This is a genomic window from Candidatus Nitrotoga sp. AM1P, from assembly GCF_013168275.1.
Taxonomy (GTDB): Bacteria; Pseudomonadota; Gammaproteobacteria; order Burkholderiales; family Gallionellaceae; genus Nitrotoga.
Window position 1 is genome coordinate 738,887 of sequence record NZ_AP019547.1, and the last position, 21,029, is coordinate 759,915.

At 49.8% G+C, this 21,029-nt stretch carries 17 protein-coding genes; 8 read left to right on the top strand and 9 right to left on the bottom strand.

The window, feature by feature from the left end; all coding sequences use genetic code 11:
- The first annotated feature begins 12 nt into the window (after nt 1–12).
- The 8 genes from W01_RS03335 (at nt 13) to W01_RS03370 (ending at nt 10,772) form a co-directional block, all read left to right on the top strand.
- The gene (locus W01_RS03335) at nt 13–1,896 is read left to right on the top strand and encodes a hypothetical protein (protein WP_173052192.1); all 1,884 of its coding nucleotides are present in this window, start codon (nt 13–15) and stop codon (nt 1,894–1,896) included.
- A complete protein-coding gene (locus tag W01_RS03340; protein ID WP_173052193.1) occupies nt 1,893–3,053 on the top strand; it encodes a glycosyltransferase family 4 protein in 1,161 nt (386 codons plus the stop codon). Before W01_RS03335 ends, W01_RS03340 begins: the two co-directional genes overlap by 4 nt.
- A complete protein-coding gene (locus W01_RS03345) occupies nt 3,050–4,018 on the top strand; it encodes a glycosyltransferase family 2 protein (protein WP_198421337.1) in 969 nt (322 codons plus the stop codon). Before W01_RS03340 ends, W01_RS03345 begins: the two co-directional genes overlap by 4 nt.
- Nucleotides 4,015–4,800, top strand: a complete 786-nt coding sequence (locus W01_RS03350) for a polysaccharide deacetylase family protein (protein ID WP_198421338.1) — start codon at nt 4,015–4,017, stop codon at nt 4,798–4,800. The genes W01_RS03345 and W01_RS03350 overlap by 4 nt, the downstream gene beginning before the upstream one ends.
- Nucleotides 4,797–5,705, top strand: coding sequence for a glycosyltransferase family 2 protein (locus W01_RS03355; protein ID WP_173052194.1), 909 nt, complete (start codon nt 4,797–4,799; stop codon nt 5,703–5,705). Before W01_RS03350 ends, W01_RS03355 begins: the two co-directional genes overlap by 4 nt.
- A complete protein-coding gene (locus tag W01_RS03360; protein WP_173052195.1) occupies nt 5,702–8,818 on the top strand; it encodes a sulfatase-like hydrolase/transferase in 3,117 nt (1,038 codons plus the stop codon). Before W01_RS03355 ends, W01_RS03360 begins: the two co-directional genes overlap by 4 nt.
- 30 nt (nt 8,819–8,848) lie before the next feature.
- Nucleotides 8,849–9,559: a TylF/MycF/NovP-related O-methyltransferase gene (locus W01_RS03365; protein WP_173052196.1), complete on the top strand. Its 711-nt coding sequence runs from the start codon at nt 8,849–8,851 to the stop codon at nt 9,557–9,559.
- Nucleotides 9,560–9,674: 115 nt separating this feature from the next.
- A complete protein-coding gene (locus W01_RS03370; protein ID WP_173052197.1) occupies nt 9,675–10,772 on the top strand; it encodes a glycosyltransferase family 4 protein in 1,098 nt (365 codons plus the stop codon).
- 79 nt (nt 10,773–10,851) lie between these two features.
- Here the strand turns inward: W01_RS03370 and W01_RS03375 are convergent, their stop codons facing one another.
- The 9 genes from W01_RS03375 to W01_RS03415 form a co-directional block, all read right to left on the bottom strand.
- Nucleotides 10,852–11,883 (bottom strand): IS30 family transposase, encoded by a 1,032-nt coding sequence (locus W01_RS03375; RefSeq protein ID WP_173052198.1) that lies wholly within the window; start codon nt 11,881–11,883, stop codon nt 10,852–10,854.
- A gap of 125 nt (nt 11,884–12,008) precedes the next feature.
- The gene (locus W01_RS03380) at nt 12,009–12,947 is read right to left on the bottom strand and encodes a tetratricopeptide repeat protein (RefSeq protein WP_173052199.1); all 939 of its coding nucleotides are present in this window, start codon (nt 12,945–12,947) and stop codon (nt 12,009–12,011) included.
- A 193-nt stretch (nt 12,948–13,140) separates the two neighbouring features.
- Nucleotides 13,141–14,274, bottom strand: a complete 1,134-nt coding sequence (locus W01_RS03385; RefSeq protein ID WP_173052200.1) for a glycosyltransferase family 4 protein — start codon at nt 14,272–14,274, stop codon at nt 13,141–13,143.
- Nucleotides 14,275–14,276: 2 nt separating this feature from the next.
- A complete protein-coding gene (locus W01_RS03390) occupies nt 14,277–15,206 on the bottom strand; it encodes a glycosyltransferase family 2 protein (RefSeq protein WP_173052201.1) in 930 nt (309 codons plus the stop codon).
- Complete coding sequence (locus tag W01_RS03395; RefSeq protein WP_173052202.1) at nt 15,203–16,393, bottom strand: glycosyl hydrolase; 1,191 nt, start codon at nt 16,391–16,393, stop codon at nt 15,203–15,205. Before W01_RS03395 ends, W01_RS03390 begins: the two co-directional genes overlap by 4 nt.
- A gap of 2 nt (nt 16,394–16,395) precedes the next feature.
- Nucleotides 16,396–17,319: a sulfotransferase family protein gene (locus W01_RS03400; protein ID WP_242007025.1), complete on the bottom strand. Its 924-nt coding sequence runs from the start codon at nt 17,317–17,319 to the stop codon at nt 16,396–16,398.
- 116 nt (nt 17,320–17,435) lie between these two features.
- On the bottom strand, nt 17,436–19,064 hold the full coding sequence (locus W01_RS03405; protein WP_173052203.1) for a hypothetical protein: 1,629 nt from the start codon (nt 19,062–19,064) through the stop codon (nt 17,436–17,438).
- Between the two features lie 2 nt (nt 19,065–19,066).
- A complete protein-coding gene (locus tag W01_RS03410; protein WP_173052204.1) occupies nt 19,067–19,432 on the bottom strand; it encodes a hypothetical protein in 366 nt (121 codons plus the stop codon).
- Nucleotides 19,433–19,435: 3 nt separating this feature from the next.
- Nucleotides 19,436–20,902 carry a UbiA family prenyltransferase gene (locus W01_RS03415; protein WP_173052205.1) on the bottom strand — a complete coding sequence of 489 codons (1,467 nt, stop codon included), beginning with the start codon at nt 20,900–20,902 and terminating at the stop codon, nt 19,436–19,438.
- Nucleotides 20,903–21,029 lie beyond the last annotated feature (127 nt).

A 21,029-nucleotide genomic window follows, 5' to 3' on the forward strand; every position in this document is an offset into this window, starting at 1 on the left:
ATTGAGCATGCTATGCATTCAGCAATACATAACACAACCGTGACCGAATTCAATCTCAACACGCTTTTTACTGCGGATGATCCATATGTGCGCTTGAATCATAGCCAGCGCAGCCACACCCAATCCGTGGGTATACAGCGAATTCAGGATACGTTTGAGGGTGCAGACTGTCTTTTCTTGCGTGCTGATACAGCCCTCTGCTTGCGGCTGAATGGTAATTACGCATTGCAACGCTGTGCTGCCGGCGGTTGGCTGCTGCGTAACCGAGGTTCTGATGCGCCGAACTATTGGTTTCCTGTCCTGGCAAAGCTGCGACGCAACAACGCGCAAGGCCACATCTTGGAAGAACATACTGCCGAATGGAGAGGTTTCAGCTTGGATTCAAGCGGCGTGGACATCTCATTCACAGCCATTGCCGAGGGTTGGACGCTCGACGCGGTGATTTGGCGATTCAACGACCCTAGCCTTATCGACGAGTTGCAAATGCTTACACCCGCCGAAACCCAAGGCTATTTCCTGCTCGGCTCGCACACCCGCTACAACCAGCCCGCTGATCTTTATCGTCATCTTACCCACGGTTGGGTGTATGAAGACCGTTTTGCCTGGCCGCACAAGCGGCGCATTTGTTCTGAGAATGACGCACACGCGCTGCATCTGATCTTTAGCGGTCTCAAACGCACCACGGGCAAGCGCATTTATGGGCTACTAAAAAATCAATTGCTGCTGTCGGTATTGTCGCGTCAAAGTGAAGATGGTGGTTTCCGCCATGGCGAGTGGACGGATAAAATGGAATCGCATTATCGCCTGCACTGTTCAGCTATGCATTTGATGATGGATGCCTTGAGCGAAACAGATGATCCAGTTGTACAGACTGCACTTGCGCATGGCATGCACTTTATTTCGGACAAACATGATTTAACTGATGCAGGCACATGGTTCTATCATGACGAACTGGAATGCAGTATGACTGAAATGCACCGGGCGCCATTCAAATGGTGGCCCGGAAATGCACTTGGGAAGTCGCCGCAGAATATGTTGGTACTGAACACGCAACTCGACACGCTGGTGGCACTGGATCGGTACGGCATGCTCACCGGTGACACGCAATACGCGCCACTGGTCGAGTCGGGCTACCAGGCAGCCAGCACCTTGCTGGCATTGCGGCCAATGGAATGGCTGTACCGGCTGCTGTTCTCCGCCATCAATCTGACACTGCTGCCAACTGAGCAAGCGGCCCGACTGCCACGGTGGAAGCGTTTATGGAAGCGCATTGGCTGGCAGGTATTCGTGCCTCGTCTACCGCGTTTGAAGACGCGCTATCCGCGTCTTGTCATGCCTGGCGGTTATATCGACCGCGAACTAAGTTTGCAGGTATGGGCCTATGACTATCTGGCGGTCAATTTGATGGACTTGGTGCGCGCTTCTCATGGCACACGCAGTGCGGTATTCAATCCCTACATCAAGGATATTCTGAACTACTGTGCCACCACTGGAATCGCGCAGCGATGGCTGGAACACAAAGGCCGTGCTTACTCAGTCGGCTTTTATGCAGAGGCATTATATTTACTGTGTCTGCGGGAACCGAGCCCTGAACTCGATGCAATCCTGGCCGATGCCCTGTTGTTATGTGTACGGAATCAATTGGGCCTGCCACCTTCACTCTTAGGCGGCAACGCTGAAGCGAACGGTATGGCACCAGGACAGCAGGATATTCCTCAATCTGTGCTTCCAGAAATCATCATCGCGAATTTGAGCAATAATGAACAGGCTGTTTGCTTGATAGTTAACGCGGGACAAGCTGTTGCCCTAAAAACTGCACTATGCGCCGTGCCAACCGATTGGCATATTCCAGCAAGCGTATTACCACCCGGTGCACACCTCAGGATCAAGGCATGACAATGCGTATCGGACTCATCACTTCGGAATTCCCGCCCGATCTCGGTGGTGTGGAGACCTACGCGTGGCAATTGGCGAAAGAACTGGGCCGTAGACAGGACTTGCAAGTAACGATTTATGCACCACCCAAATCTGCAACCATCACTCCGCCACCGGGGGCCACACTCAAGCCAATTCTACAAAGCTGCGCAGGACTGGATTGGCCCAAACTCAAAAATGAACCCATCGATGTCTGGCACGCGCTCTCCGCTTGTCATTCCTGGATTGCCGAAAAAAACAGGCCCACAGTTGTTTCAGTGCATGGCAATGATTTTCTTGGCCCCTATCCTTTGGTAGCACGCCCTGCCCTTGCCCTGCCTGGTTTCTGGCGGCTGCGCCCATGGGTATGGCGCAAACTGCATCCGCTGTGGAGCAATGCAACCCGGCGTGTATTGGCGCGTGCCTTGCCCAAGACGAGCGCACTGCTTTCCAACAGCCGCTATACCGCCGATGTTTTGCTGGATAAATATCCTGACTGTGCTGCTAAAACACACATAGCCCTGGTCGGTGTTGATCCGATATTTTTTGATGTGCCGCGTGCACCAAAAAACAAAATAGCGCAGTTGCTCACCGTCTGTCGTCTATCCGAGGAACGCAAGAATATCGATCTCGTGTTACGTGCACTGGCTACGTTAAAAGATCGCTTTGAATTTGAATACATCATTGCAGGCGAAGGGACTTTACGTCCTTCTTTGGAACGCCTGGCAAATTCTCTGGGGCTCGGCACCTGTGTTCGTTTTGTTGGACGTATTAGTGACGCTGACTTGCGTCAGTTATATTCCCGCGCTGACCTTTTCATACTAACGGCATCGATCATTCCCGGCAGCCATGAAGGCTTTGGTATTGTCTATCTTGAAGCCGCTGCCAGCGGTGTGCCCAGCCTGGCAGCACGACTGGCTGGTGCTGTAGAAGCTATTGGGGAAGGTCGTTCCGGGTTTTTCGTTGAGCAGCCTGATGTTACTTCTATTAGTAACGCACTTATCCGTTTCCTGTCCGGTGAGGTGCATCTGGATGCCGAAGAATGCCGTAACTTTGCTCGAAATTTTAGCTGGGTGCGTGTCGCCGATATTGCAGAAAAAGCTTATCGACAAATTTTTGTGCAAAACATACATTCATGAGCGATCCCTCCATTATCTCCACTCGTATCAGCGTAATCATGCCTTGCTACAATGCGGCCAACTTTGTCGAGGAGGCCGTGAATTGTGTCATGAATCAGACCTATCTCGATGTCGAACTGATTGTGGTGGATGATGGCTCTACTGATGGCAGTGTTGCTATCCTGCAACGGCTTGTCACACAACATTCACCACGCTTGATTCTGCTGCACCAAGATCACAAAGGGCCGTTTCCGGCACGCAATTTTGGACTAAAACACGCGCATGGCGGACGTATTGCATTTCTCGATGCTGACGATTACTGGACGCTGGATGCACTGGAAAAACTTGCGGCGTCGATGCAAAGCAATCACGCCGACATCACCTACTGCGGCTGGCAAAACGTTGGCATAGGTGCACCCGGAACAGCGCCTCACATCCCTCCGGATTATAGTCAGATGGATACAGCGGCTGAATTCTTGCGTTCATGCCCTTGGCCCATTCATGCAGCGTTAGTACGGCGAGAAGTTATCGATGCTGTTAAAGGATTTTCCGAACGACGTTTCTCAGCTATGGATTACGATCTATGGCTGCGACTTTATGCACACACCCAAAAACTGGTGCGGGTAGCCGAGGTGATGGCCTTTTACCGCTGGCACGACAAAGGACAAATTTCTAAAACAAAATGGAAACAAGTGCTCAATGCCTTGCAGGTACGGCGCGATTTTGTGACTAATCATCCTGAACGCATCGCACATTTGTCAAAAGACAAGGTACTTGAGTTGTCCGAAGGCTTCTTGTTAGGTGAAGCTTATCGCTCTTACTGGCAACGTAATTTGATCGACGCGCAGCAACTGTTCCGACGCGCTTTCGTACAGGGCTTGTGGAAAACAAGCGATTTAAAATATCTTCTTCCCGCCCTGCTACCTGGCATACTTTTTAAATGGCTGGTCAGCATAGCCGACCAGCCGAAAGAGAAACACAGATGAGCTCCGAACGAATTCCTGTACTCATGTACCACCGCGTAGGAGATGCGCATAATATGTGGGAACGCAAATATTGCATCAGCCCACAACGCTTTGCAGAACACATGAGGGCTCTGATGCAATCCAACTGGCAGGCTGTTTCTGTCGATGACTTCATGGCTTGGCGGCACGGTAATAAAACTTTACCGAAGAAGGCCTTCCTGATTAGCTTCGATGATGGCTTTAAAGGTGTGTATGAGCATGCCTGGCCGGTCTTGCGTCAATATCACTGGCCAGCAGTGATGTTTCTGGTAAGTAATTTGATTGGTCAGAAGGATGCGTGGTCTAAAAACGAAAATCCTGAGGGGCGTACCTATTCCCTTTTAAACAGGGCGGAAATTGCAGAAATGGCACAAGGAGGATTTAGCTTTCATGGCCATTCTCGCAACCACAGGGATCTCACTACCTTGAACGAGACAGATTTGATCGATGAAACAGAAGGATGCAAAGCTGAACTAAACCTTCTTGGTATCCCATGCCGCTATTTCGCTTACCCCTATGGTCGTTTCAGCGAACGGGAAATGTCTGCTGTAAAAGCGGCAGGTTTTGAAGCAGCCTTTTCAGTACAACCCGGTTTCAATCGACCTGACGTGGATATGTTCCATATCCGTCGCCTGGATATCTTCGGTACAGACACATCGGCCATGCTGCTGAGAAAAATAACGCTCGGCAGCAATGACGGCCGCCTCACGGCCTGGGCCAAGTATTACCTCAAACAATTACAAAGCCGACTGGGACTGGGATGAAGCTGACGCTATCTATCTGCACCCACAACCATCTGGCGGCTCTCAAGCAAACGCTTGCCGACTTACATGATTTGCATCCCCCTCAAGGTTCTTGGGAACTTTTAATCGTGAATAACGCCAGTCCAGATGGCACTGGGGCATGGCTCGCTCAAGGGGGTTGGCAGCGGATGGGAATCAACTGCCGCGTAGTACAGGAAAATCAGTTGGGCGTGGCTCACGCCCGCAATCGGGCGCTCACGGAAGCAGAAGGCGAATATGTGGTGTTTCTGGATGATGACGAAACCCCTGAAGCTGATTGGTTGGTGAATTTAGAACAGGTTATTGACTACCATCATCCCGCTGCCATTGGCGGCCGCATACGGGCACTCTTGCCCAATGGCCGCCCTGACTGGCTCACAGACGAATTATTGGGATTTCTGGGTGAACTGAATTATGGACCTGCAGAACGGACACTCACCGAATCTTCTACCCCCATTTTTACCGGCAATGCAGTTTTTCACCGTCAAACCGTTCTGGAAGCGGGTGGATTTGACGGTAATCTGGGGCGGCGCGGTAATATTCAGTCAGGCGGTGAGGATACCGAACTCTATCGACGCTTGATTAAATTGAAGAAAATCGTACGCTGGGTGCCTCAAGCAATCATCCATCATCGTATTGAGCCATGGAAACTGCGCCGAACTTATTTTCTGCAACTACACTTTCGTCAAGGACGCATGGAAGGTGCGCGAAAGCGAGGATCTGCCTCGCGTATCCCACCGTTTTATCTCATCCCGCAATTAGCGCGTGCGCACGGGCGGGCGCTCATGCAGCGCTTTAAACAAGGTGCACACCAATCGCTGCGGCAAGAAATGAACGCAGCGTATTTTGTTGGATATTTTTTGGGTTGGTTGCGCGATCCAGCATGAATGCCGCTCTTACCATCCTGATCTGCACCCATAACCGCGCAGATTTGCTGGAACGGGCGCTCGCTTCGCTAAATGCGGCACAGCGTCCCGTCATACCGGTGCAGATTTTGGTCGCAGCCAATGCCTGCACTGATGATACGGTGGCTCGCATGCGGGCATATCAGTCTCAACAGGTTGGCAATAGCTGGATGCCACTACGCCTGATTGAAGTTCCCACACCGGGTAAGTCGCATGCGCTCAATCGGGCCATTCCAGAAATCGATACTGAACTGATCGCCTTTGTCGATGATGACCATCGAGTCGATGCAAATTATCTGGTTGCAATTACACATGCTGCACAAAGCTGGCCCGATGCGGGTTTGTATTGTGGTCGCATCTTGCCTGACTGGAATGGAACTGAGCCCGCATGGGTGCATGACGAAGGACCGTATCGAGTTTACCCGCTGCCTGTGCCACGCTATAACCAAGGCGATCAACCCAAAACGATCACGGCGGAAGAAGGCCCTATCCCCGGTGGTGGCAACCTCGTGGTGCGACACCACGTGTTCGCACTTGCCGGGCAGTTTTCAACCGAGCTTGGACCGCACGGTCACGATTTGGGTGGCGGCGAGGACAGCGAATATGTATTGCGCGCCATGATTCGCGGTATACGTTGCCAATACGCGCCGAACATCGTTCAGCATCATTATGTAGATATTGATCGCCTGAAACTCAGTTACCTGCTTAAAAAAAGTTTTCAACGCACTCGCTCCACCTCGCGTATTCAGGGCAATGGCCGAATACCGCTCTACATGTGGCGCAAGCTGGCGGAATATGGGCTGCACAGCGTGTTCAGCCGGTCATGGGCTAAGCGACGTTTCTTCTGGATGCGGACCGCTGCTGCCTTGGGAGAATTGCAAGGCCGTCGGGAATCGGGGCATCGTGGCAACAATCTTTCGCTTCCTCCCGATCGAGGCATCTTGCTCATGGTAGCGCTGGCGATTTCGACAGTTACCTGTGGATTGATTGCCTGCTTTACCAGCAGCAGTACACACTGGATTGGTGGTGTGTTACCTGCGTTATTTGTGGCAAGCGCAGGTTCTGTGGCACTGCTTGTAAAATCGCTAATGGACTTTTCTCAAACCGGGCCACGCATTCAAAAAGAAGTGCTGACCCATTACCGACGCTACACTCTGTTTGCGCTCGCCCGTCTATCTGCCTGGGCATTTTTTATCATGCTATTTACAGGCAGCACAGGAGTATTGTTATATTACATGCTGAATGTAAGTCTGGGCGGCGAATGGTCAAGTAGCCTTGCAACACTCGCGGCAACGCTAGGGATCTTAAGCGCTGTCATAGTGCAATTTATCCGCAAGCTACGCTTTAATCCTGGGCTGCTTGTTGCCTCCATGCATTACCGCATAAGCCGATTTTACGGGCTGTGGCGCTGGATAACGCCAGACCGCATTTATCTGATGCAGATTATGTGTATTTCGGCCACTTTATTATTGCTGATCGTCGCTTCGTTGCAATTGATCAAGCAGAATCAGATGGCTGATCTGATTACGTTGTGGGCTGCTGTGCTATTTTTTACAGGTACAATTACTTGGGCGGCCTGGTTGCCCGAGGCACGTCGACCCCATCGAACATCCGAACGCGCAACCGATGCGCCACCCAATATTTTAATGATCGGATCAGACACTTTGCGGGCAGACCGGCTGAGTACGTTGGGATATCGACGTGCCCTTACGCCTAATATTGATAAGCTGACCGAACTGGGGATACTATTTACCAATTGCTACGTACCCTGTGCTCGCACCGCTCCCAGCCTGATTTCGTTAATGACCGGTACTTGGCCGCATACTCACGGCATTCGCGACAATTTTAATGCGAACGATGTTACCCGACTAAAAGTCGATGCACTGCCTCATTTGCTCAAGGCGCAGGGTTACCGCACCGCTGCTATCTCCGATTGGTGCGGCGGCGATATGGGAAAATTCTCTTTCGGTTTCGATTACACCGACCTGCCAGAAGACCAGTGGAACCTCAAATATCTGATTCGACAAGGGCCTAAGGATTTACGTCTTTTTGTTTCGCTGTTTACCCATAACCGCTTGGGACGACTATTGCTTCCGGAAATTTATTATCTCGGAGGCGTGCCGCTAACCCAGCCGATCGGCAAATATGCACGACGCCTGGTATCGCGTCTAGCGAATAGTACTCAACCGTTTTTTCTCAATGTGTTTTATTCCACTACACACCCGCCATTTGCTTCCGAATGGCCGTGGTATACACGGTTTTCCGATCCAGCCTATGACGGTGAGTCCAAATTCGCCATGGCACGATTGACTGATCCGTTTGAGATCATCCGTCAACAGGGTGCACCCAAAGAGGAATTTGACCTCGATCAAATCATTGATTTATACGATGGCTGCGTGGCCGAATTTGATGATGAAGTAGGCAAAATGCTGCGCCATCTCGATGATTGTGGCTTGGCAAGCAATACTATTGTTGTGGTCTATTCCGATCACGGCATGGAATTTTTTGAACACGACACTTGGGGCCAGGGTAATTCTGCAGTCGGTGATTTTAGTTCGCGCATTCCACTCTTGATTCGTGACCCACGCAAACATGCCTGCGGAATAGTCGATCAAGTGGTTCGCAGCATTGATCTTGCCCCCACTCTTCTGGAATTGGTAGGCGCAAGCCCCACTGCCAGCATGGACGGAGTATCACTGGCTGCCTGCTTTGAGCAGCACCAGCATTGCCCGCAACTCGATGCTTTCAATGAGACCGGAATTTGGGTCGCTAATATCCCTGGTCTGCCGGAGAAGCATCTGCGCTATCCCGATTTGCTGGAACTGATGGGAGTACCGGATCGGGCCAGTGGCACCATGTCAATCAAACCGGAATATACGATGCGCATCATGGACGCGAAAGATCGCATGATCCGCAGAGGCCAATGGAAACTCACCTACCAACCCCTCACCAATGGCCATATACTACAACTCTTCGACATAGTGGCAGATCCCATGTGCAAACAAAATCTAATCGATCAGCATGCAGATATTGCCGCCACGCTTTGGCAGAATTTGCGTCTGTGGATCGACCGCATGCCTGATACTCAACCCTAATTTTTAAATTTTTGATGAAGGGAAGTCCCCGTGCCGTTCAAATCAACCATCAAGCGAATCCTGCACGCTTTAGGCTACAAAATCGAGAAAATCGATCCGCTGGAGGAGAGCATACCAGCCGACTATAACCACTCACCTTTCCTGCCACGAATCTATCGCGGCGCTTTGGATCGTTATCTTTACTTCAAGGACATGGTGGACAAGGTGCAAAAAGTGGAGGGGGATATCGTCGAATGCGGTGTCTCAATCGGGCATGGGGCTTTGCTGTTTACATTGTTCAGCGATTATATTGGAACACCCCGGACATATTATGGGTTCGATTCTTTCGAGGGCTTCCCCGATCCAGTCGAGAAAGACGAAACCACACCAATCAAGGGCAAGAGATTTTGGGCCAACCCGCCCGACACTGTTCTTAAAGTGCTGCGCGACGGACGTCTGGGTGAAGAGGTAATTCGCGAACGTATACACCTTGTAAAAGGCTGGTTCGATAAAACTCTGCTCAATTACGAAGGTCGTATCGCCTTGCTGCATCTCGACTGCGATCTTTACGAGTCCTACAAACTCTCTTTGGAAACTTTCTACGACAAGGTTCAGCAGGGTGGCATCATCATGTTCGATGAATACGGCGATGCACGTTGGCCAGGTGCCACCAAAGCCATTGATGAGTTTTTTCATGATAAGCCTGAAACTGTTCAGCGACATCCAAAATGCACTTGGAAATACCACGTCATCAAACAGTGAGTTTTACAGAACGTATTACAGCACTAACTCCCACTCTAGAAAGCGGCATTCTGAATTAACGGTTCGGTAAGGGATCGGTGCTTGTTTATGTTGCACAACCGAAAAGATCAAGTAAATGAGAAATAAACCAGTTGTTTGCTTCTTCACCACGAGTGCCGGAGATTGGGGAGGAGCCAGCCGGGTGCTGTTTACCAATTTGTACCTGATGAATCGTGACAGACTGACCCCCTTGCTGCTGTTGCCAGGCACTGGCCCCATTGAGGATGAATTGAAACAACGCGATTTACGTTATGTTATATGGGGCTCTTTCACCGAGCCAGGTAAAACCATTACCTATCTGCGCAGCTTTTTTCGGGCCTGGTTATTTTTTAAGCGTGAGCATGTGGCGGTCATTCACGTGAACAGCTCCAACTTCTGGCGCCCGGCTGAACTACTCGCAGCTCGGTTGTTGGGCATTCCTATCCTCGCCCATTATCATGTAATCAACGACCAGCCAACCCCAGCCATGGCTTGGTGCCGAGCAGCCATAGCAGTATCGCACTACACTGCTGAGCAATCCTTACCGACAGCAATCTACAAACCCGTGATCTACAACCCAATTAGCTTGGACCGTTTTGATGCCGGGCACAGCATACGGAAAGAGCTCGGCCTTTCCGAGAGCGACATCGTGGTGGTTTTTCTGGGACAGATTCGTGATATCAAGGGCGTGCAGGATTTCATTGCGATGGCCCGTCAAATTCCGAATCCTGATGCCTGTTTTCTAATTGCGGGTGAATGTCGAGATCCAAAGAGATTTCCAGGTTCCTATTCAGCGCAAGATCTTGAAAACATGGCATGTGGTGATACACGCATCCGCTATATTGGCTATATAAAAAAAGTGGAAGATATCTACCACACTGCCAACATCGTCGTGGTGCCATCGCGCTGGCAGGAGCCTTTAGGATTAATCAGTCTGGAAGCTGGCGCTTGCCGCAAACCAGTGGTTGCTACACGGGTGGGTGGTATTCCCGAGGCGGTGGAAGACGGAGTTAACGGTTATCTGGTAGAGCCAGAAGACGTGGATGGACTCACGGCACGCGTAATGCAACTTATCGCCGATTCAGCGCTACGCGCTCGTCTTGGCGAAGCTGGCCGCGTTCGAGTGGAGCAAAATTTTACTACCCGCCCTGTACGCGAATTTGAAACGCTTTTATTAAGCTTTGCAAATCACTAAGAAACCTGTTTTTGCAAGAAAATAATAAATAGATCACTCCATTTTATTGCTTGGTGGATTCAAGAACCAACCACAACAGTTAATGTTTAGTCGCGGATTTAGCGAGTTCCATATTGAGCAGGAGCTCGTTGTAAACCGCTACTGGCGTTCGAAATCCGAGCGATTTCCTCGGACGTGTATTTAAACTCCAAGCAATTTCATCCAACTGTTCTTGCGTGTAAACCGACAGGTCTGCCCCCTTGGGCAAATACTGGCGCAGCAGTCCGTTCGTATTCTCGTTCAAGCCGCGTTGCCACGGGCTGTGCGGGTCGCAGAAGTAAACCGCCATACCCGTTCGTTCAGTCATCTGCACGTGTTTGCTCATCTCGCGCCCTTGATCGTAGGTGAAGGTCTTGCGTAGCTCAGGTGGAATTGCACTGAGCGCTTCACTAAAACCGTCCAGGGCCGATTGCGCCGTGCCATCAGTCATTTTGGCTAACACCACCATTAATGTGGTGCGTTCGACCAGCGTGCCGACTGAGGAACGGTTCATCGCGCCTTTGATCATGTCAGCTTCCCAGTGCCCCGGTATCAAACGATCCGCCACTTCCGGCGGACGCATATGGATGCTCTGCATTTCTGCTATATGCCCACGACCATCTGGAGCACGGGTCTTGGAACGGCGCTTGTCTCGGCTCCAGCGTAAGCTGGCAATCAATTCACGGCGCAGTTCACCACGCGGCATGGCGTAAAGCGTGTGGTAAATCGTTTCGTGGCTTACACGTTGTGAGGGCTGAGCTGGGTGCATACTTTTAAGTGTGCCTGCAATTTGCTCAGGTGACCATTTCTTCTTGAGATGTTCCTTTACTACTTCAAACAACGGATTCCCTTCCACGAGCTTCAATGGCCTACGGGGCTTGATTCGCAGACGGTGCGCCTGTTCGCCAGCCAAGGAGGCAACGTAGCCAGACTCACACCCCAAATCCCGTGCTATCTCGTTTGAGATAGTGCTTGGCGAGCGTTTCAAGTATCGCCCAATTTCCCTCAGTCCACTTCCTGCTCGTTTCATTAGCATTATCGTCGCGCGCTCTTCAGCATTCAACTGCTTGTAATGTTTTCCTGATTTCTCCATCCCAACACCTTAACCTCTCCAAGGTGTTGCGGTTGGTTATTGAGCGCGCCCTTAATAAACTGCTTTTTCGTTTGCTTAGGCTGTACGAGTCCACAGGCATAGCGATCCACAATCAACTAATCTCTTCAGTCTTCTGGGCAAAACCGGCAATAGGGGCTTTTCTGCGAGCCGATTTTTGGTGGGGGTTCGCTACCGGTATTGCTCTCAGATTTCAGCTCAGCAGGTTTTGTCTCAGCAGGTTTTACCTCAGCAGGTTTTACCTCAGTAGGTTTTACCTCAGTAGGTTTTACCTCAGTAGGCTTTACCTCAGTAGGCTTTACCTCAGTAGGCTTTACCTCAGTAGGCTTTACCTCAGTAGGCTTTACCTCAATGGGTTGTGATGCTTTGCCGACAGTGACACTTTCCTCGATAGTTGTGGGAGCAGGCTTCGTGACTGGTTTAATTGTTGAGAGATTACCGCCAAGACTTACATATCGCTTGGCAAGTGCTTTTGAATTTGGAATATGTGCCAGACCCTCTTCAATAATTCCTTTGGCCTTCCCCTTTTGTCCATTATCAATATAGACATCAGCTAGTGTTATATAGGATTGCAAAAATTCCGGTGCAAGTTCTATTGCTTGATTAAGGTTGCTAATTGCTTGACTAGCGGCGGCTGGTTGGCGTTTACCCATTCTCAAAAGAGACTTTGCAAGATTGGTATGTGCTTCAGCCCTGAGGGAGCATTTTGGTGCAGCGCTACGCCACTCTTCAGTAACACCATTAAAACTTGTAATGGCGTTTTGCATGTTGTAACCAAAATCTGCTTTATTACCCATTGCATGATCTGCCCTCAGAATATACTTAAGCCCATCACAATAATGATGAACACTGGGGCAACCAGCAGGAATGGTATGGCGTAAGGGTGAATCTTGTGGCTGCGGCATTCCATGGTACTTCCCATATAGGGCAGTACAGTATGGCGGCATCGATGCCAATTCTGCCTTAGTTACCGTAAATCCTACTTCAGCAAAGCTATAAGACTGGAACACACTGACCATCAAAAATGCGAATACTCTAAGTCGCATTGCATATCCTCCTGTATTGTTCTTTGAAATTCAATTCCATTCAGCTAGATTGTATGCCAGCAAACATTTACTAATAAGCAGCCTCAAAGTTTTTTGCAATATGCTCCCTCGCAAATCTACCTCACCAGATTTCGCTGCCCAAAAAAGATTATGTGGTGATTTTTATGCCTTATAGATCTGGTTGTTATTTTAATTACAATTGGTGAGTTTTTTCAGCCACGACAGACCAATCAAATCGTTCGATCGCTCTCGCTAATGCACGATTCCCCATCTGCTGAGCATATTGCGTGTTTTCCAATATCCGCTGCAATGCGATAGTGACTGCAGCAGTATCCGTACCATCCACTCTAAAACCCGTCGCTCCATCCACTACCGCTGCGCCAGTGCCACCAGCTTGTCCGGCAATGGCGGGCTTGCCACATGCCGCAGCTTCAATAAACACCATGCCAAAACCTTCAGTATCCCCATTAATCTCACGGTTAGGCATGATGAATACGTCGCAGGCATTGTACCAACGCGGCAGGTCATCAGGACTGACGTGACCCAATAAGTGAACACGGTCAGCCACACCGTGTTTGCGTGCGAGATCGAACAAATAATCATAATCTTCGCCAATACCAATCAACACGTACTGTATATCCAACCCAGCCTGAATGAGTGCAGGAAGTGCCTGGATCACTTGGTCAAATCCTTTACGCCGTGACAGCCGTCCTACAGACAAAATCAGCTTGCCAACATTCGTTACATCCACTGATTGACGCAACTCTGCACACGCCAAACCTGGACGAAAACGGGTCACATCCACACCAGGATAAATAAGAGTAATGCTGGCAGGATTTACATCCATTTTGATGAGTGCATCGCGAGTATATTCACTATTAGCAATGACTCGGTCAGCGTGACGTAAAGCAAAGCGCATTGCCTTATATTTGCCACCGTGCCCCCAAGTGGTAAGTTCCTCACCGTGAGCGTAAATTACGACCGGATGCAAAGTCAACCGTGCTACCAGCCAAGCTGTAATGCCTTCCGGCAGGGCGCGGCCAGCATGAATAGCAGTAAAGCGGTGGGTAAGCGCTAACCATAAGGATTTAATAAACAGGTTAGCATACATGCCCAACGATTCCGGTCGGAGCCAGGTCACACGACGCATACTGATACGATGTACTGTGTTGGGGTGCGTCGCATCCACTGCCGCCGCATCCGGTACGTCGGCAGTCACAATATGGGTTTCCTTGCCCGATAGGCGTCGGTACACCTCGGCAAACCAGACTGCGGTGCCGCCTTTGGTGGGCAGGAATAATTCGGTAAGTACCAAATAACGCGGCATGTTCAGCCTTTAAGAATGGACAACAAATTGCGCATGCTGGCAAAACTCGGGGCTTCGATTAGCGAGGGTAATACGGCACGCATCGCCCCCACGCGATTGCCGGTTTTACTCAACGCATAGCCGAGATTCAGGCGTGCCTGGCGCAATCGCGTGGTGTACCCACGACGTACTGCAGCGGGCAAGTTGGCCACCTGTTCACCCAGGGCAATCAAGGTACGCACATTTTCGAGTTGAGCACGCACCGGGTCGGCACGTGTGGCACTGGCCGAGTGAATGAGGTAAACCGCCATCGGCTCGCAGATCACTCCGACACGACGGCTACGCGCAACCAGACGGGTGAGTAAATGCACGTCTTCACACACCTTGAAGCCCAACGGATATCCCCCCAGCGCCAGAAATGTGATCAGAGGCACACTGAGCGTGTGAGTATCACCAAAATGGTCGGCCACGAAAGCCTCAAATTCGGATCCCTGCATCACCACCTCGCGTGCGCCTGCCGCTTTTAGCAGCATGTGTTGCCCCGACTGCCTGCCAGCCATCGACGTGCCAATCAACTTACCCGACGGGTCACGGTATTCATAGTCTCCAGTTAAAAAATCAAGATCAGAATCACGCGCAATCCAGTCGGCGTGCCATTTCAAACGGTTGAGATAATACCAGTCATCGGCATCAAGAAAGGCCAGCCAGTCACCACTGGCTGCCTGTGCCCCGGCGTTACGCGCGGCCGATACGCCCGCATTGTGCTGATACAGATAGCGAACTTTATCACCATACGTCGCCACCACCGCGGCAGTGGCATCGCCGGATCCATCGTCCACTACAATGATCTCGTGCGCTGGCCAGGTTTGCGCTAACACCGAATCTAATGCGCGCGCCAGCGTCGCCGCTGCATTGTAGGCGGGGATAATAACGGAAAATCGCGGATTACTCATGCAGCCCATTTCCCCAACAACCGCAACGGCCACACTAGTCCGGTGAAGCGCGCCAGTTTGGTAAAACGCGGAAGAATGTGGATGCGTACCAGCCACGCGCGCAGACGCGGCCGTAGGCTGGTTTCGATCAATTCTGTATCCTTGTGCGCCATTGCTTCGGCGATTTCCTGGGTGGATAGGAAACGTAAAGTACGATAATTAGCACGAGCCTTATCCAACAAGTTATTAAGCTCTTGCATGGCAACGCTGGCAGATTCTCCGAGAAAATTGAAGCGGTGGGTTTCCAGTAGTGTTGGGCGAGCGCACGCAGTTTGCCGCGCTAGTGCCGCCAGTCCTTGTTCAGCGCAGTGACCGAGTGCAGGCTCGAAATACTGGTCGCGCACTACGTATAGCACGTCGTTTTGGCCGCATTCGCCGTTTAGTATTTTCCGCCCATCACCCGCCGGACGGCCTTGTGCATCGCGATATTCAAGGCGCATGCCGGGAGTGACGATGCAACGCACACCGTGCGCTGACCAAGCGCGTTCGACCTCATCGTTCCACACGAAGGTAGTAGGCACGGCAACCTGCGCCGTCATTCCGAAAATACGCTGGAATGTACGGGCTTCAGTAGCAACGGCTTCATTTATTTCCGAGATTGAGAGTGGCAATGAAGGCAACACGGTAGCCGCAGTCCAACGACTTTGCAACGGCGAAGGCAAGTCTTCGGTACGCGGTAAGGTATCGCCTGTAAGCCATGCTTCCACCCGTTTGTCGGTTTGGGCGGCAACCAGAACGGCAGCGGGCCAGTAGTGTTCCATGCCATGCAACTGAGGGGCGAACACGCCCTCAACGATGCCCGTGCGCAAAGCGGTCAGCACTGGTGCCAGACGCGCATCATCCAATACGATACTTAAATATTTACGGTCAGTAGCAGCGCGTATCGCTTCAGTGTCGGCGATGGCCAGTACAATGCCCAGTGTCATCACCGGGTGCCGCCTGGTGTGATCGCAATGACAGTTGAGCAGCTGACGAAGATCATCCAGCGCTGCCGCTTGAGATAGCATGCCCGCGCCCCAGTCATCACTTTCGATTACCAGTACCGGGCAGCACCATACCGGTTCATGCCACAAGGCGATAAACCGCTTGGCATACAACGCCAGCAACAGCGCCCAGGCCAGCGGCGGCAGTAACAGCAGCGTTATCATGTTCAGAGCTTGTACCCCATTGCTCGCGCTACAGCCGTCATTTCCGGCAGCACGCGCTCGATTCGATCACGGTTACGCCCATCTTTCCATTTGTCCAGTCGAATTTCGGAAAAAGCGTTATAGGGTGTAGACAAGACGCTTGCGCAATGTTGTTTAAGATCGTGAGTAAACGTCAAGCCACATTGTTCGAAAGCTGGCCGAAACCCAGTAACCGGGTCACGTACTAAATCTTCGTAAAAAACTTCAGTCCACTGTTGAGTGGGAATAAGTTCTTTTGCCGCAAGAATTTCTTCATTGATGGCGCGATATTGGAAAGCACAGACATTTTCTATGGGTTTGTCCAGATACTCACGCCACCCATCGGACAGAAAGAAACACCATTGCGTATAGTGCCCGTTTTCAACAGCGACCTTTTCTGGTAATAAATTTGACCAAGTGGCGAATTCTCCGGGTTTATTCCAACCCTCAATCAGTGAGTTGATGTTGTCACCGGGACTGCGTTTTACATAAACAAAATAAGCATCAGGAAATAAGGAATATAAATAAGGTACACATAAGCCGTTCTGATTATTCTTGTCGACGAAGCGGGATTGCCCCGTCCAGGCATAGAAATAACGCGAAACGTAGTCACGGTCAAAGGCGCTGGCATCAATTGCATCAAGGCCATGTGTATCCCAGTTTTTGTTAGAGAGCGGATGCATATCCACCCAGAAATCATGAGTTTCACGATTCAACGAGCCGATGGCGTGAGACTCGGAAAAGGTCTTATACACCAAAGTAGTACCAGCACGACTACAGCCAACGATAAAAATAGGCTTGTCGGCCGGAATTTGCGCTACATTCCACCACGTACCACGCATCGCACGCGCCGCTCGAAAAGAGTGAAATTCCAGGGTTTTTTTAACCTTAAGCCAAAACTCACTCAAAATTTTCTCTCATCATTAAAAACGCAAAAATCAAGATAACATCCTGGCAAAATAGTATTAAGAACCAAATTTTTTACTGAATAAACACTACGCCGCAAGTAGCGGGTTTTAACTGCTTACTTCAAAGCGTGGCCGAGATTTTTTGCACTGTGGGATTGATGTGACAGTAACAGACCGCTGGCATTGTTCTGAACAATGTCCCACCCGGAATTCTGCAAACTTACAATATCTACTTCAGGAAGTGGCAGATTATTAGCACTTACCCCATAGCGACCAGGAAAGAAACCAGCCCTTATTGATCTGCCCACTAACCTGTCTGATAGATTCAATATGCCAGTGACTAATGTATTGCATTTCTCAGGCTGCTCAATGATCGAAGATCTTGATGCATCACATCGCAGATTAACAGGTTCCGCATTCTGAACACGTGCATCACATTGAATGCGAAATACATATTCCCAATTCGACATAAGCAGGGTATTACCTTCAGAGACACACAAATGGTTTTTTCCATTCTGATATGCATTCATCGCATCTAACCCTCTATGAATGCTTTGCTGATATTCTGCTCCTAATCTGTGTGCATAGAATGCATGAAGGATTCCAAGGAAACACACTAAGGTCAGTCCGCTTTTCCGCACGATAGATAAAGATATATCCCTGCTAACACCAGGAATAGCAGCAAGTAAAGCAGCTAAAAAGAACGGCGTGTACTGCAAGGTATGCCGTATATTGATCATCTCACCCCATTCATAACGTGAACGTGCGGCAATTACAACACATGCACCCATTATTGAATATGTAATACACAGAAATATTGTCTTCTTCTTTTCTTCCGCTAATTGTCCCCTCCACACAACCAGCAGCATCCAACCTCCACCGATCACCAACACCAAGAGAAGAATTAATCCCTGAATAGACCATCCAACGAAAAGTCCAAGATTACGCAAGGCCGATAAGTCATATGTAAATTCTTGAATATACACTCTAACGTTGTGCGCGACACTCACCGTGGATGGCTCCATCTCGTAAGGATTCAGCGCGCCAAAGATCATTAAATTACGTAGTAATAATGGCAATATGATGGTCGATGCCCCTACTACAAAAGCTATAGCCTGCTTTATTGTTTGAGTGCGCTGTGCTGGATTGCTAACCCACAGGTATAAAAAATACACGGCGAGTGCTGCAAGTAAAGCCATATGCGCATTCCTTACTGCGTACGCCAATCCTGCAACTACACCACCCACAAAGAAAAAAATGGTTAAACGGGAGTTCAATACTAATCCAATGGCACCAACAGCAAGTATCAAGGAGAATATATCGGTTAAACCCATGGGAGCATACGTGAGTACTCCCGGTGAGAGCACACTCAGGCCAGCCAATATCACTGCGTATGACGGACCTATTTGTTTTTTGAAACAAATGTATAACAGCACAGGAAATAAAATTGCAGACAGCCACCCTACCGCAATAGAGGCCTCTTGTGCATCCAGGCCGAAAATACTTAAGGATGCTAATATGATAGGGAATCCTATTGGAAACAAAGAGCTCGGCGTTTTATCCATTCCATTTGATCCAGATGAAATGCTAAACGTTAAACCGTTTTGAATCAGGCTTCGAGCTTGATCAATATAGTTAGCGCTATCTGGAGAGAATGGGAAAATGGGTGCGCGTAAAAATAGATGTGCAACCATTAAGATACTGATGGTTATGACAGCGAGAATCGGTAGCAGAGCTGTTCGCAATATCAACTCCGGCTGACCAGGAAAACGCCCGCACAAATGAGCGCTACTCCAACAGTACGTAACATTGTGATTTGTTCGCCCAACAGTAACCCTACAATGACAGTCAATCCAAATCCCATCCCGACTAAAGGATACGCCTTACTCACATCCCAACGCGAGAGAACTCCAAGCCACACGACGGCTCCTAGTCCATACAACAAAAAACCACCAATCACGAATTTGTTTGTCAGAATTACAAAAATGGTACGCAGGGCAGCTGGTTGGGATAGCGCTTCTTTTACTTCAATGCTCGACATACCGTTTTTTAGTGCAAATTGAGCTGCAACGGAGAGAATAATGCTCGTCATGGCAATAATCAGTGTATTCATTACCTACCCAATATGTATGGAATGAGCAACGAGAGTTGCGAGGAGCATCGCCAGAATCGTCATACGGCTACCCGAATCCTTGAGCGCAAAAACCAGTGGGTCGTCATGCATTTCACCCCGGGCAGTCTTGATCCATAGACGCCCAAGCCAATAAATTAAACCGATGGCAACGAACCATAAAAGTTGAGCACTAACATATCTTGCCTGGGTTTCCGCAGCACTAATAAACAAGCCAAACACAACCACGGCGCAAAGAGCAGCGCCAATCCCCAATGGCCAAAGTACAATCAGATCAGTTACACGATAGTCGCGCCCACGCGCTGCCTCCCCCCCTATCTGCCCGATAGAAACAAGCTCGGAACAGCGCTTTACTAAAGCAAGGCTGAAAAAAATAAATACTGAAAATGCGAGCAACCAAGAACTGGTTGGTATGCTGATAGCAACCGCTCCTGCAAGGATGCGTAGTGTGTACAGTAACGAGAGCATCACTACATCAATCAGCACATACTCTTTGAGTACCCAGCTGTACGCGCTGGTAAGCGTAATATAGAGAAGAAGCATCAGAAAAAAACCATTCGAAATGAAGGCCGCCAACATGAGCGCTACCATCATCGCGCCAGCGGCCACTGTGATGCCAGTCGGAATCGTTATGCTGGCATTGGCAAATGGGCGATTACGCTTTCGTGGATGCGACCTGTCATTTTCAAGATCCCATAGGTCATTTACCACATAGGTTGCAGACGCAGCAAGCGAGAAGGCGAAAAACGCGACAATCATTGTCGTCAGCTTACTGCCATCTAAAAAAGAAAAAGCCGTCAATAACGGGACAAATAGCAGAAGGTTTTTGAGCCATTGATGGATCCGTAACGCACGAAGCCAAACAATTCCACCTGGATTTATTCGAGGAAACTCCCGCTCAATTGGAGTCATACGCCGAGCAGCCTTTGAAACTTGGGAAGATGCCCCTACCAATATCGCAGCTTCGGCCGCCTTCCAGATAGGTAAATCGGCCGCGCTATCGCCCGCGTAAACAAACCTTTCACCGACCGTTTCGCGGATGGCTTCGAGCTTAATCTTTCCTTTCAGATTTCGTTTCTCATCGCTTGCAAGCACGCTATCGAACAACCCAAGGTGCTTTGCTACAGATTCAGCAATGCTCCGATGAGCCGCCGTGGCAAGGATAATTCGTCGACCTTTTTCCTTTTCGCTGCGTAAGTAATCCACAAGCGGCTGTCGATAAGGCAGATTTTCAACTGAGAAATCAGCTCGTGTAGCAATATTCGACTTGAAAACAGCACGACCGCTTAGCATCCAAAATGGAAGCTTCAGCCCATCTAAGGGATTGTTTTTGATCAACCGAATGATCGACTCAATTAGCGTATCCGTTGGCGTTAAAGTTCCGTCCAAATCAATAATTAACGGAATATATTCATTTTCAGTATTTAAGGGGAGCGAGGGAGACTGATTCACAGGGCGCGCTCAAGATTTACACAACGGATCTGCACCACCAAACCAACGGCCAGTGCTTGTTTGTCGCGTCATGATGTCATGACAGGGATTGGAAAGGCTTCTTCCGCAACCAGGATCAATATCAGAC